Source organism: Nesterenkonia haasae (genome assembly GCF_010119385.1).
Lineage (GTDB): Bacteria > Actinomycetota > Actinomycetes > Actinomycetales > Micrococcaceae > Nesterenkonia > Nesterenkonia haasae.
Window position 1 is genome coordinate 76,650 of the sequence record NZ_VFIE01000027.1, and the last position, 13,358, is coordinate 90,007.

Below are 13,358 nucleotides of genomic sequence, written 5' to 3' on the forward strand. Positions count from 1 at the left end.
AGCGATGACTCGAGCCTTGGAGATCGGCATGATCTGGGCTGAAGCACGCGGAGGTGTCATTGGATCAGGCGGCACGATGCCCTGGCACGTGCCGGAAGACCTGGCGCACTTCCGGAGCCGTACGCAGAACTGTCCCGTTGTGATGGGCAGGAAGACGTGGGACTCGCTGCCGGAGCGGTTCCGTCCACTTCCCGGCCGGACCAATATTGTCATCACGGGCGACGCCGCCACGTCCCGCGAACTGGAAGACGCCGGCGCGGTGCCTGCAGCGTCCTTGCCGGAAGCTGTCCGACTGGCTCACACGCGGGCTGGTTCGGCTACGGAAGTGTGGATCATGGGCGGCGGGGCCATCTACGCCGAGGCAGTCAACAGCGGAATTGCCCAGCTGGCGTCGGTGACCCGGCTGGACTTTGACTCTGAGGGAGACACTTTCGCCCCCACGCTGAACCCGGATGTGTGGGAACTGGTACATTCCGAACCAGATCAGGGCTGGAACGCCTCCTCCTCCGGTGTCGACTACCGGATAGAAACCTACCGCCGCCGCTGAACCTGCGCCCTCAATGACGGCTGGGAACAACGAGGCGGTCAGTTCGCTAGGCTAGTGACTATGACTTCTGCTGATCAATCCCCCGCCCTTTCTGCTGTCTCCGATCCTTCCCCGTCGGTCGGGCTCATCGGTTGGCGTGGCATGGTGGGCTCGGTCCTGATGCAGCGCATGGTGAGCGAAGGCGACTTCGCCCATATCAACCCTGTGTTCTTCTCTACCTCTGCTGTGGGCAAGCCCGCCCCGGAATTCCAGGGTGCATCCGCTGAGACCGCTACGCTGCAGGACGCCTATGATGTCGATGCGCTGGTAAAGCTTCCGATCATTGTCACGATGCAGGGTGGTGACTACACCAAGGAGGTCTATCCCAAGCTGCGCGCCGCCGGATGGGACGGTATTTGGATCGATGCCGCCTCAGCATTGCGCATGGCAGATGAATCGATCATCGTGTTGGACCCGATCAATCGGGAGGTGATTGACGCAGGCCTAGCCGCGGGTGTGAAGGAGTTCGTCGGCGGCAACTGCACCGTTAGCTGCATGCTGATGGGCCTCGGCGGCCTGTTCAAGCAGGACCTGGTCGAGTGGGGCACCGCCATGACCTACCAGGCGGCCTCCGGAGGTGGGGCACGGCATATGCGTGAACTGCTGAACCAGTTTGGTCACCTCAACGGTGTGGTAGCTGATGGGCTTGCGGATCCAGCAAGCGCCATCCTGGACATCGACCGCAGAGTCCTGGAGGCCCAGCAGGGCGAGTTGGACGTTTCTCAGTTCGGCGTACCGCTGGCAGGGTCACTGATCCCATGGATTGACGCGGACTTGGGCAACGGTATGTCCAAGGAGGAGCGAAAGGGCTCGGACGAGACCAATAAGATCTTAGGGCGTGGCGACTCGCTCGCCCCGGGTGTGGAACGTCGTGGTGACAGCATCCCGTTTGAATCCCTCTGTGTGCGCATCGGCGCACTGCGGTCGCATTCGCAGGCGCTGACCCTGAAGCTCCGCGAAAACCTGCCTGTCTCAGAGATAGAACAGATCATCACCGAGGGCAGCGACTGGGCCAAAGTCGTGCCCAATGAGAAGGATGCGACCATGGAACAATTGACGCCGGTGGCTGCCACCGGTGAGCTGACCATTCCGGTGGGGCGCATCCGGAAGCTGGAGATGGGGCCGGAGTACATTTCCGCGTTCACCATCGGGGATCAGCTGCTGTGGGGCGCGGCTGAGCCGCTGCGCCGGATGCTACTGATTGCCATCGGGAAGCTGTAGCGGGCACTACGCGTATGTCCGCACCGCTGCAGATTGTTGCTCTGCTCTTTCCGAACGTCACCCAGCTGGACTTGACGGGCCCGGCCCAAGTTTTCTCCCAGTTCCCCGATGCTGAGGTGCATTTCGCCTGGCGGGACCGGAACCCTGTCCCCACGGATTCCGGGTTCTCGATTGTGCCCACAGCAACTTTCCTTGAGGCCCCTCAGGCGGATCTGCTGTTCGTGCCGGGGGGCGCGGGGGCCTTCGAGCTTTTCGAGGATGACGCAGCACTGAGTTTTATTGCGGAACAGGCAGCAGGTGCCCAATTCGTCACCAGCGTCTGCACCGGATCGTTCGCTCTCGCCGCGGCGGGGCTGCTGAACGGCAAACGCGCAACCAGCCACTGGGCTTCACTTCACATGTTGGAGGACTTCGGGGCGGTACCGGTCAGGGAGCGCGTGGCGCGTGACGGTCATATCATCACCGGCGCGGGGATCAGCAGCGGCATTGACTTCGCACTCGCGCTGGCAGCGGAGCTGTATGACGACAGAATGGCGCGCCAGATCCAGCTCTATATTGAGTATGATCCGGCACCGCCGTTCGACGCCGGTTCGCCGTTCCGACCGGAGGCCGATCAGCAATCGGTCAAGGAGCGAATCGCTTCGGTGACCGAGCATCGATCCCCTATGGTCGCCCGCGCAGCGCAGCGTCTACGTACCGAGAGTTAAGCTTCAGATCAGCAACTTTCCCATGTGATGATGGAATACGTCACCGCCGGGTCAGGGGCTCGAACGTTCGGAAGGACTTCCATGGGAACTCTTATCGGCCCCGAAGAACTGCACGAATCGATCAGTTCGAGAGCAGTTGGGCTGCGCCTCCTCGATGTCCGTTGGCGCCTCGACCGCCCCAATGGCTATGCCAAATACCTGCAAGGCCACGTTCCCGGAGCCGTATTCGTAGATCTCGACACTGAGCTGGCGGAACACGGGCGGCCCCTCTCCGAAGGGCGCCACCCTCTGCCTACCATCGAGACCCTGCAGAGTGCCGCACGTCGGTGGGGACTTCACGAGGGTGACACAGTGGTCGTCTACGACGACATCAAGAACACCGCCTCAGCCCGCGCGTGGTGGCTACTGCGCCACGCCGGCGTGAAAGATGTTCGCGTCCTCGACGGCTCGCTGCGTGGCTGGATCGACGCGGGCCTAGCTCTGGAAACCGGCGAGATTAGACCCGATCCGGGAAGTATCACTTTGCGGTACGGCACGCTTGAGGCGCTGAGCATCAACCAGGTCGCAGGATTCCCGCAGCACGGCACACTGGTCGATGCCCGGGCCGCAGAACGCTACCGTGGCGAGCATGAACCCATTGATCCCCGAGCCGGTCACATTCCTGGCGCACTGAACGCCCCGACGACGGCGAACCTGAATGAGAACGGCCGGTTCCTCGAACCCGAAGCCTTACGGGAGCAGTTCCTCAGCGTCGGTGTCGACCCTGACAAACCCGTTGCCACCTACTGCGGATCCGGTATAACTGCTGCGCACTCTACGCTCGCGCTGGAGCGAGCTGGATTCGAGGCTGTCCTCTACCCAGGTTCATTCAGTCAGTGGGCCAATCATCCCGACCGTGAAGTCATCACGGGAGACCAGCCAGGCTGAATCAGCGTCGCGAACTGAGACCCTAAACGGCTACTGATACGTAATTTTGGTTTACTTTCCGGAAGCGCGCGGCAACAGGCCTTCACGGCCGCCTGACACCCATTGCGGGGAAAAGCTGCGATCACCACGGACCTCCTCTGCGAGCGCATCTAGGGCCGCCACGAGCTCAACACTCAACTGACCGTCGAGGCCAGCGAGCAACTCATCGAGGTGCTCCACATAACGCGTGCCTGGGATTACCGAGAGGCTCAGGCCAGCACCTTCAGCCTTGGTAAAAAGCCAGGCCAAGGCCAGGCCCGCTGCGGGAATACCTGCGTCAGCAGCGAGCAGCCTGGCTTTGTTCGCCACCTGGTGATTGGGCTCCAGGTACTCAGGCGCGAACCAGGGGAACTTGTGCCGGGCGTCGTTCTCCCCCAATCCTTCGGGATCAAACCCATCCGTGAGGAGTCCCCGGGCCACTGGTGAGAAGGCGACAAACCCGATGCCAAGCTCGGCGCAGGTGGGGAGAACGTACTCCTCCACATCACGGGCGAAGATGCTCCATTCGGACTGTATCGCGGTGATCGGATATGTCTGATGTGCCCGACGAATTTCTGCCGCGGTGACCTCGGAGAGCCCAATGCTGCGCACCTTGCCCGCGCTGATCAGCTCACCGAGGGCTCCCACTGATTCTTCAATCGGCACGTCCGGGTCGGGCCGATGCAGGTAGTAAAGATCAACGTAGTCGGTGCCCAAACGACGCAGCGAGAGCTCGATCTGCTCACGGATATGCTCTGGGCGGCCATTGATGCTGCGCTTGCCAGCCTCACCTTTCGGCTCAATCCCGCACTTTGTGGCCAAGATGATGTCATCTCGGCGACCTTCGAGGAACCGGCCGAGAATAGTCTCACTGAGGCCTAAACCGTAGATATTGGCCGTGTCGATGAATGTTATCCCCCGGCCGGTCACCTCCTGGAGCAGGGTGAGCGCGGCTGGCTCATCAATAGGACCATAGGCACCGGCCAAGGACATTGCGCCGTAGCCGAACGCGGTGGTTGTCAACGCGTGAGGCCCAGCGCCGAGCTCAGTGGTGCGAAGTGCCATAAGGTCAGACACCTTAGTGACCGGGTTCGCTGCCGACGGCGATGGGCAGGCGAACGGCATTGCCCCATTCGGTCCATGAGCCGTCGTAGTTGCGGACGTTCTTGTAGCCCAACAGGTGCTTGAGGACGAACCACGTGTGGCTGGAACGTTCACCGATCCGGCAGTACGCGATCACGTTTTCAGCTTCGCCGACCCCCGCTTCGTTCTTGTAGATCTGCTCCAGCTCATCACGGGATTTGAAGGTGCCGTCGTCGTTTGCCGCCCGTGCCCAGGGCACCGAAGATGCCGTCGGGATATGACCGCCGCGCAGTGCCCCTTCCTTGTCTTCAAACCCGGGCGCGGATGTGACTTCCCCGGTGAATTCAGCCGGTGAACGGACATCTACCAGCGGGCCGTTGCCGATGTGTGCAAGCACGTCTTCGCGGAAGGCGCGCCATTGATCGTCATTGCGGCGGGCAGGAACCGGGTACTCGGCGCGAACAAGAGCGGGTACCTCAGTGGTGACATCCCGACCCTCGTCGATCCACTTCTGCCGCCCGCCATCGAGCAGCCGCAGGTCATCATGGCCGAAAAGCGTGAAGACCCATAGTGCGTAAGCCGCCCACCAATTGGATTTATCGCCGTAGAAAACCACAGTGGTGTCAGGACTGATGCCGTTGGACCCGGCGAATTCGGCGAACTGCTGCTCGTTGATGAAGTCTCGCGCCACCGAGTCATTGAGGTCGGTGTGCCAGTCGATTTTGACGGCTCCGGGGATGTGGCCGGTCTCGTAGAGGAGCACATCCTCATTGGACTCGAGGACCACCACATTGGGATCGTCCTTGTGCTGGGCGAGCCATTCGGTGCTCACCAGCGCATTGGGGTTGGCGTACTGTGTCAGATCCTTCGACATCGTGACCTGCCTCTCAGTTGGGGTTGCTTTCAATGTGTCACAGCAGACGCAACAACACGCATCCACATTAACGTCCATGACATTCCTAGGCCGTGTCCATGACCCTATTGAGGTTTTCTGTACGTTGTACAGTCAACGATGACGCCTTTGTGTCGATGATTCACCTATCACCAGCAGAAGGAAGCTCCATGACCACCCGGCATCACATCCCAGGGATCCCTTTCGGTATGGTGGCCTCCGGCAATACCGAGTGGACTGTGGACCGGTTGAAAAGTCAGTACAAGTCATCGCGGGACCTCATAGCGACCTCTTCGTAGTGCCACTTCCGCGATGGACAATGATCACACTCTAGCCAGCAGAATGTCCTCCCCCAGGCCTCCCGCCTTCGCGAAAAGCGCTTAATCCGCAACCATCAGAACAGTCCGACGATCCGCCCGTCACCGTCGATGTCGATGCTCTCTGCCGCTGGAGCTGACCCTAGTCCGGGCATGGTCTGAATCGATCCGCACATGGGGTACACGAACCCCGCTCCCGCGGAGAGCCGCACCTCGCCCACCGGGAGCCGCCAACCTGACGGCGCCCCCACCAGCTTCGGGTCCGCTGACAGGGACAGGTGCGTCTTCGCAACACACACCGGCAGCCGCCCGTACCCGGCCTCGGTGTAGGCAGCCAGGTCCTTGGCCGCTCGGGGGGATAGGTCCACCCCATCCGCGCCATATATCTCGGTGGCGATAGACTCGATCTTCTCGACCAGTGACTCTTCCTCCCGATACAGGAACCTAAACTCACCGGGCTCCTCAGCGGCCTCTGCAACCGCTTCGGCGAGTTCAAGAGCGCCGGCGCCTCCATCGGTGAAGTGCGTGGAGACTGCGCATCGGGCCCCCTCCTCCGCAGCGATCTGGGCGATCACCTCGTGCTCACTGGCAAAGTCGTCGGGGAAGGAGTTGATGGCCACCACCGGGGTGACCCCGTGCCGGCGGATGATCCGCAGTTGGGCTCGCAGGTTCTCCGACCCAGTCCGCACTTCCTCCGGATTCTCTTTGAGCATCGCCTGCGGCAGCGGCCTTCCTGCGACCACCCGGTGGCGTCCCGAATGCACTTTGAGCGCACGCACCGTGGCCACCACCACAGCGGCATCCGGTTCCAGCCCGGAGACCCGGCACTTGATGTTGAAAAACCGTTCGGCGCCCATGTCCGCGGCGAACCCAGCCTCTGTGATCAGGTAGTCGGCGGCACGGACGCCGATCAGGTCTGCCACCACTGAGGAATTGCCGGTGGCGATGTTGCCGAAGGGCCCGCAATGCACCAGTGCCGGTGTGTGCTCCACGGTCTGCAGCAGGTTCGGCTGGAGGGCCTCCCGCAGCAGCACCGTCATCGCCCCGGCGGCCCCGATGTCTTCTGCCGTGACAGGTTCACCGTCTCCGGTTGTACCCACCACGATTCGCCCCAACCGTGCCCGAAGCTCCTCCAGCGAGCGAGCCAGAGACAAAGTGGCCATCACCTCGGAAGCTGCGGTGATGTCGAAACCGGACTGCCGGACGGGCCCGTTCGACGCCGGCCCTCCCCCGGCGGGGCCCATCCCGGTGACGATCTGCCGCAACGAACGGTCATTGACATCCATAACCCGCCGCCAGGTCACCCGTTCCGGATGCAGGCCGGAGGGGCTGCCTCGGTGAAGATGATTGTCTACCATCGCGGCCAGCTGGTTGTGGGCGGCGGTAACAGCGTGCAGATCTCCGGTCAGATGCAGGTTCAGCCGGTCCATGGGCACTACCTGGCTCCACCCACCACCGGTGCCGCCGCCCTTAATTCCCATCGTTGGGCCCAGCGAGGACTGCCGGACAGCTATGGCAGCCCGTCGCCCGGTCGTCTGCAGCCCCTGTCCGAGCCCAACGGCGGTCGTCGTCTTCCCCTCCCCCAGTGGTGTCGGGGTGATGGCGGTGACCAAGATGTACTTCCCCGCGGGCCGGTCAGCCAACCGACCGATCGCCGCCAGGTCCACTTTCCCCACCCCACGCCCGTAGGGTTCGATGAGGTCCTCATCGAGGCCCAGCTCAGCGCCGATCACACCAATCGGACGCAGCTGCGTCTTCGCGGAGATGCTAAGACTGTCCTTGGCGGTAAGCGCCGGGGCATTCTGCTCGCTGTTCTCTTGTGGTCCGCTGAAGCCTCCGGTGGTTGTCATCCGTGATCTCCCTCTTCGAGCCAGGCCACGAGTCGCCGTCGCCACAGCTCCGTCTCTTCGAGCGCATTGAATGTGTACAGGTGAATACCTGAGACGACGACGTCCCCACTGGCGGTCACCAGCCCTGCCACCAGCGACGTGGGATCGTAGCGCCCGGGTGAGGCTAACCGCAGAGCCAGGCCGGCCCGGCCGGAAGCGAGGAAGCGCAGCGAGTCCCCGATACCGATCCGCCCTGCGACGCGCATCAGCCTCGCAGAGCCCACTGATCCGGGGACGCCAGCGTAGACCGGAGTCTGCACACCCCGGGCTCGGAGCCCTGTCGCCCATTCGTGGACTGTCTGTGGATCGAAGCAGAGCTGAGTGACGAGGCAGCACGCCCATTCCGCCTTCTGCGCCAGGGACTCATCAAGCGTTTCCTGCGAGATCTTGGGATGTCCCTCTGGGTAACCCGCCACCCCGAGACGCAGCTCTGGGGCCAGCCGGCGCACAGCGGCCAGGAGCTTCTGGCCATCAGAGAAGGGGGCGTCTCTCATGGCTGTGGTCTTGCCACGCCGAGCCTGCCCGTCCGCCGCATCTCCGCCGACGACGAACACCTCCTGGACTCCTGCGGTCTGAAGACGTTCCAGCGTGTGCGGTAAGGAGTCTTCCCCATGCTGCGTCGCCGCTAAATGTGGCACCGCCCGGAAGCCCTTGCGGATGAGAGCCTCCGCAGTCTCCACTGTGGGGTCGGCGCCTCGAGTGGGGGAGGCTGTCACCGTGACTTTGGCACCGGCAGGCAGGTGAGCGACGGCGTCGTCGACAATCCGACCCAGCGGCAGTACCTCGAACCGTGGATCCTCCAGCAGCTCACGCAGACCGTGCCGCTGTGCGGGCGACACCGAGGCGTCGACGGTCGACTTGCGGATCACCGGCGAATACCTTCAGTTATCCGGAGAGAGGTAGCCGTTGCCCGGCGTGAAGGACTGCTTCGGTATGTCCTTGGTGGGGTCGACGAACGGCTTGGGCACCACTACGGCGGGCACCACGCCTGTCGGGGTCTCGATCTCCAGCTCCGTGCCCGTCGCACTGAGGTCGACAGGCACCATAGCGTAACCGATGTTGCGTTCTAGCCGCGGGGAGAAGCACGCGGAGGTGACCTCTCCCACCCTGTGTCCGCTCCGCCAGACTGGGAAGGCCTCGATCATCGAGCCGTCGTTGAAGGTGCCCAGGGCAGGGCCGCCGATTGTTACGCCGGCGAGCCTCCGGGTGACACCGTCCTGTTTGATGCGCCTCAAGGCGTCCTTGCCTATGAAGTCTGCCTCCTGTTTCAGGTCCACCATCCAGTCATACCCCATGCCCACCTCGAATGGGTTCGTCTGGTACGTGATGTCGCAGCCATGGGCCAAAATGCCGGCCTCAATGCGGCGCATGTGGCAAGGCCCTATGACCTTCATCCCGAAAGGCTCGCCGGCCGCCCACACCGTCTCCCAAAGACGCACCGCGTCACGTGAGGCGTTCTTCACGTAAATTTCGAAGCCCAACTCGGCGGTATAGCCGGTGCGGGAGACGATGACCTCCATGCCGTCGAGCCCAAACTCTTTGAGTCGGTAGTAACCAATGTCGAGAACTTCTGGGCCGAAGATCGCAGCCATCACTTTCCCGGACAGCGGCCCCTGGATTTGCACCGGGCCGACGTCCGCCTCCTCGATGGTGACGTCCATGCCCGAGTTATACGCCAGACCGCGGGCCCAAAGCAGGATGTCACTGTCTGCCAGCGAGAGCCAGAAGTGGTTCTGCCCCAGACGGAGCAGAACGGGGTCGTTGAGGATTCCACCGTCGTCAGCGGTCATGAAAACGTATTTGCACTGCCCGACCTCGCACTTGCGCAGATCACGCGGGATGAGCATGTTCGTGAAAGTGAAGGCATCAGGGCCAGTAATTTCGATTTGTTTCTCGACTCCGACGTCCCACAGCGTCACGCCCTGAAGCAGAGCCCAATACTCGGCCACCGGATCACCGTAGTGACGCGGATGGTAGGTGTGGTTGTACACGCTGTACATCGCAACGCCGTGGCGACGCGATGCCCAAAAGAAGGGGGATTTGCGAAGCCTTGGATAAAGAAGGATCCGGGGGTCCGGAATGACGGCGTCCACGCCGTTGGAGCTGGCAAGCGTATCTGCGTTGAGGGTCATGGGAGCCTCCTGCTGTCACATCATTGGGACACTTCCAGCATGGCACCGTGTCGCGCATCACGCAATAGGTTGCATGATACGCGACGATGGTGCTTGCTATATACCTTCCGAAGCGTCATGCTCAACACATCATGAGCACCGATACCGCACCCTCGACGCAGACCAGCGCCCGCTCCTCCGACTCTCCGGTGAAGTCCGTTGACCGCGCCTTAACAGTTTTAGACATCCTGGCCCGCGAAGGTGAAGCAAGTCTCAGCCAGATGGCCAGGGAACTCATGGTGCACAAGTCCACTGTGGGCCGTCTGGTCGAAACTCTTGTCCGTCACGACCTGGTGGAACCCCCAGATGGCCCCGGGGGGTACCGTCTTGGCGTCGGTTGCCTGCGCCTGGCGGGTGCTACTGCCACGCGACTCGATCTCAGCTTGGAGGCCCAACCGGTGTGCGACGAGCTCTCGGCGGCGATCGGAGAGACCACCACGGTGGCCATCACTCGCGAGGGCGTGGCTATCAATGTCTGCCAGGCTGAGGGCAACAACACGGTCGCGATGCGCAACTGGATAGGACAGCACACCGCCCTGCACGCGACCTCGAACGGAAAAGTGCTGCTGGCCCACCTTCCAGAGGAGGAACGGAAGGCACGGCTCGACGCTGGCCTGACTGCCTATACCGAGCACACGCTGATTTGCCCCCAGGCCCTTGCCGAGGAGTTGCAGCGCATCCGTGACCAAGGCTGGGCCTTCGCGGTGGAGGAATTGGAAGAGGGCCTCAATGCCGTGGCCGCTCCGGTTTTCGACCATAGCGGCAGAGTAGTGGCTGGTATCAGCGTGGCCGGCCCGTCCTATCGGCTGCCGCCGGACCGACTCCCGGTGGTGCGCGAGTCGGTGCTCAGTGCTGCTGACGCCCTCTCCCGTCGGCTGGGACACGTAGGTCAAGTTCGGAACTGAGCGATGAACCTCTGACCGCAAGATCGGGCGGAGGCACTCACAGACGCCTCATCCTTTGACCCGGGCATGATCCGGATCAAATGGTGCTCTCCGGCCCACGGCCAACACCTCGGCTGGTAGCCCCGCCCCTAGGTAACCGACCTGCAGCCGGGCACCCGCGACGGCCCACTCCGGTGGCAGGTAGGCCAGCATCAGATAGCGGCCCAAGGATGGCGCCGGACCCGCGCTGGTGACATAACTGCGTCGACCACGACCGTCTACGAGGACCGATCCGTCCTCGCCCAAGACAGGTTCATTTCCGGTGGGGAACCGGGGTCCGGCAACCCCTCCTCCAGTCAAAGCCACAGTGCACAGCACAGCTGCCGGCTCCTGCGCCCGGGCCACCAGGTAGGCCTCTTTGCCGAGGAAGTCCGCGTCCTTCACCTTTGGCAGCGCGAGCCCCGCCTCCACAGGATCACGATCCGGGGCGAGCTCGGCTCCGAAGAGTCGGTGGGCCTTCTCCAGCCGGCCTGTCGTGCCGTAGACCCCTGCCCCAGCGGCGATGAGCCCCTCCGGTCGACCGGCTTCCCACAGGGCATCCCACAGGGCTAGACCGTGTTCGACCGGGAGGTGGATCTCCCAGCCGAGGTCACCTACATAGGAGATGCGCACCATCAGCGTTGGAATCCCGGCGAGCACCACTTCCCGGGCAGTGCCGAACCGGAAGCCCTCGGGGGACACGTCGTCGTCGGTCAGTCGCTGCACGATGTTGCGAGCCTGGGGGCCCCAGAGCCCGATCGCACAGGTAGCCGAGGTCAGGTCATGGATCATCACACGACCGTCACTGAGCTCAGCGGCCAGTTGTCGGCGCAACCAGGCGAGATCGCGGGCACCGTCGGCAGCCCCGGTGATGACCCGGAAGTGGTCCTGTCCCAGTCGCACGATGGTCAGATCCGAGCGGAAGCCGCCGCGGGCATCCAGCAGCGGGGTGTAAATGACTCGACCTACAGCACGATCCATATTCGCCACTGCCACCCGCTGCACTCCGTCCAGGGCATCGGCGCCTGTGATATCTATGACGCTGAAGGCGGTGAGATCGAACATTGCGGCCCTATCCCGCATGGCTAGGTGCTCGGCCTCAATAATCGGTGACCACCAGCGGGTATCCCACTCATGGACCCTGTGGTCGATGCGCCCGGTGTATTCGTCCACCAGGGCCGCGTTGGCCGCGAACCACTGCGGACGCTCCCAGCCGGAGGTCTCGAAGAACTCCCCGCCGAGTGCCTGGGTACGCGGGTGGAAGGGGCTGGTGCGCATTGGACGACTGCTGGTCCACTGCTCCCGCGGGTGTGCGATTCCGTAGACCTTCGGGAAGCCTTCCGCCGCCCGGGCACGCACATGGTGGCGAGTCCTGCCGTACCGGGGGATGCGAGTGATATCTGCACCGTGGACATCGACCTCAGGTGCGCCTTCGGTCATCCACTCGGCCACTGCCCGTCCGGCGCCAGGCCCTTCTTTGATCCACACCGCAGCCGCGGACCATAGCCCGCGAACCTCGGCCGTCTCGCCCAGCAGGGGGGCGCCGTCGGCGGTGAGTGAAAGCAGTCCGTTGATAGCCTTCGTAACCTCAACTCCGTCGCGGCCGTTTTCACCGAGCAGATCCGGGTACAGCTGCCGGGCGTGAGCCAACTGCGGGGCGAAGTCCTGCTCAGTGAACGGCATCTGGGTCGGCGATGCCTGCCCTGGGGCGCCCAGAGGCGGGATATCGGCGGGCTCCTGCAAGATCGGACGGTGGGCGTAGGAACCGAGCTCTAGGTCAGGTCCGCGCTGGCGGGCGTACATCCGGGCGTCCATGTCCCGGACCAGCGGCACAGAGACCCATTCCTCCCTTGCTGCAAGCTCAGGAATAGGGCCTAGGTCCATCATCTGGTGCACTGCAGGCACAAGCGGGATATTCGCCCCAGCGAGCGCAGAGATCTGGGGGCTCCACACTCCGCAGGCTACGACGACGTGCTCAGCCACCACTGTCCCGCGGTCGGTTTCTACCGCACGGATTCGTCCCGGGATATCAGCGTTGGGGCCGGTGTCCACCTCGAGGCCGGTGACCTCCGTCCGGTCGGCGACCTGCAGGGCCCCGAGCTCAACCGCTCGGTTTCGCATCAGCTCACCGGCGCGCACAGCATCGACGATCGCCCCGGTGGGGGTGTGGAAGCCTCCCAGCAGCAGATCTTCACGGATCCACGGCATGTGATTTTTGACCTGTGGCGGGCTGATCAGTTCAGCGGCAACTCCCCAGGCGTCTGCGGAGGTCATTCGCCGGCGCAGCTCCTGGAGTCGTTCTGGCGTGCGAGCAACCTCGATGCCACCGCATTCGATGAGCACTCCAAGTGCTGAGTACTGGCGCATCGAGTCCAGAGTGAGTTCGGTGATCTCTTTGGAATGGTCCACCGGGAAGACGAAGTTCGACGCGTGGTCGGTGGAGCCCCCCGGCTCGGGAAGGGGCCCCTTATCAACTAGCAGGATGTCGCGCCACCCGAGTTCGGCCAGGTGCCGGACGATCGAGCTGCCGACGATACCCGCCCCAATGACAACGACGTGTGCACGGTCAGGAAAGTTCTCCATCGCTCTCACCACCATTGCTGGGCGACCTTGATCTCCTGATC

At 63.1% G+C, this 13,358-nt stretch carries 12 protein-coding genes; 6 read left to right on the forward strand and 6 right to left on the reverse strand.

Translation table 11 applies throughout. From position 1 onward, the window contains the following. Positions 1–4 precede the first annotated feature (4 nt). The 4 genes from FH975_RS14280 to FH975_RS14295 all read left to right on the forward strand — a co-directional run bounded on the left by FH975_RS14280 (position 5) and on the right by FH975_RS14295 (position 3,441). Positions 5–547 (forward strand): dihydrofolate reductase, encoded by a 543-nt coding sequence (locus FH975_RS14280; protein WP_153077985.1) that lies wholly within the window; start codon positions 5–7, stop codon positions 545–547. A 60-nt stretch (positions 548–607) separates the two neighbouring features. Next, positions 608–1,807: an aspartate-semialdehyde dehydrogenase gene (gene asd, locus FH975_RS14285; RefSeq protein ID WP_162321897.1), complete on the forward strand. Its 1,200-nt coding sequence runs from the start codon at positions 608–610 to the stop codon at positions 1,805–1,807. A 14-nt stretch (positions 1,808–1,821) separates the two neighbouring features. Further along, positions 1,822–2,514 carry a DJ-1/PfpI family protein gene (locus FH975_RS14290; protein ID WP_162321898.1) on the forward strand — a complete coding sequence of 231 codons (693 nt, stop codon included), beginning with the start codon at positions 1,822–1,824 and terminating at the stop codon, positions 2,512–2,514. An 81-nt stretch (positions 2,515–2,595) separates the two neighbouring features. Then, a complete protein-coding gene (locus FH975_RS14295) occupies positions 2,596–3,441 on the forward strand; it encodes a sulfurtransferase (protein WP_162321899.1) in 846 nt (281 codons plus the stop codon). 51 nt (positions 3,442–3,492) lie between these two features. Here FH975_RS14295 and FH975_RS14300 read toward each other — a convergent pair whose 3' ends face one another. Together FH975_RS14300 and FH975_RS14305 are read right to left on the reverse strand one after the other, a co-directional pair. Continuing rightward, complete coding sequence (locus tag FH975_RS14300) at positions 3,493–4,524, reverse strand: aldo/keto reductase (protein ID WP_162321900.1); 1,032 nt, start codon at positions 4,522–4,524, stop codon at positions 3,493–3,495. A 13-nt stretch (positions 4,525–4,537) separates the two neighbouring features. Next, positions 4,538–5,416 (reverse strand): sulfurtransferase, encoded by an 879-nt coding sequence (locus FH975_RS14305; protein ID WP_162321901.1) that lies wholly within the window; start codon positions 5,414–5,416, stop codon positions 4,538–4,540. A 188-nt stretch (positions 5,417–5,604) separates the two neighbouring features. Between FH975_RS14305 and FH975_RS16820 the strand changes: the two genes are divergently transcribed. After that, the gene (locus tag FH975_RS16820) at positions 5,605–5,733 is read left to right on the forward strand and encodes a hypothetical protein (protein WP_268896753.1); all 129 of its coding nucleotides are present in this window, start codon (positions 5,605–5,607) and stop codon (positions 5,731–5,733) included. 95 nt (positions 5,734–5,828) lie between these two features. Here the strand turns inward: FH975_RS16820 and FH975_RS14310 are convergent, their stop codons facing one another. The 3 genes from FH975_RS14310 to FH975_RS14320 are packed head-to-tail and all read right to left on the reverse strand — an operon-like array spanning position 5,829 to position 9,772. After that, positions 5,829–7,601, reverse strand: a complete 1,773-nt coding sequence (locus FH975_RS14310) for a formate--tetrahydrofolate ligase (protein ID WP_162321902.1) — start codon at positions 7,599–7,601, stop codon at positions 5,829–5,831. Continuing rightward, a complete protein-coding gene (locus FH975_RS14315; protein WP_162321903.1) occupies positions 7,598–8,509 on the reverse strand; it encodes a methylenetetrahydrofolate reductase in 912 nt (303 codons plus the stop codon). Before FH975_RS14315 ends, FH975_RS14310 begins: the two co-directional genes overlap by 4 nt. Positions 8,510–8,521: 12 nt before the next feature. Then, complete coding sequence (locus FH975_RS14320) at positions 8,522–9,772, reverse strand: glycine cleavage T C-terminal barrel domain-containing protein (protein ID WP_153077977.1); 1,251 nt, start codon at positions 9,770–9,772, stop codon at positions 8,522–8,524. Between the two features lie 131 nt (positions 9,773–9,903). Between FH975_RS14320 and FH975_RS14325 the strand changes: the two genes are divergently transcribed. Continuing rightward, the gene (locus FH975_RS14325) at positions 9,904–10,716 is read left to right on the forward strand and encodes an IclR family transcriptional regulator (RefSeq protein ID WP_235928756.1); all 813 of its coding nucleotides are present in this window, start codon (positions 9,904–9,906) and stop codon (positions 10,714–10,716) included. 48 nt (positions 10,717–10,764) lie between these two features. On the opposite strand, the gene FH975_RS14330 is transcribed toward FH975_RS14325, so the two are convergent. Next, on the reverse strand, positions 10,765–13,317 hold the full coding sequence (locus FH975_RS14330) for a GcvT family protein (protein WP_162321905.1): 2,553 nt from the start codon (positions 13,315–13,317) through the stop codon (positions 10,765–10,767). Positions 13,318–13,358: the final 41 nt, after the last annotated feature.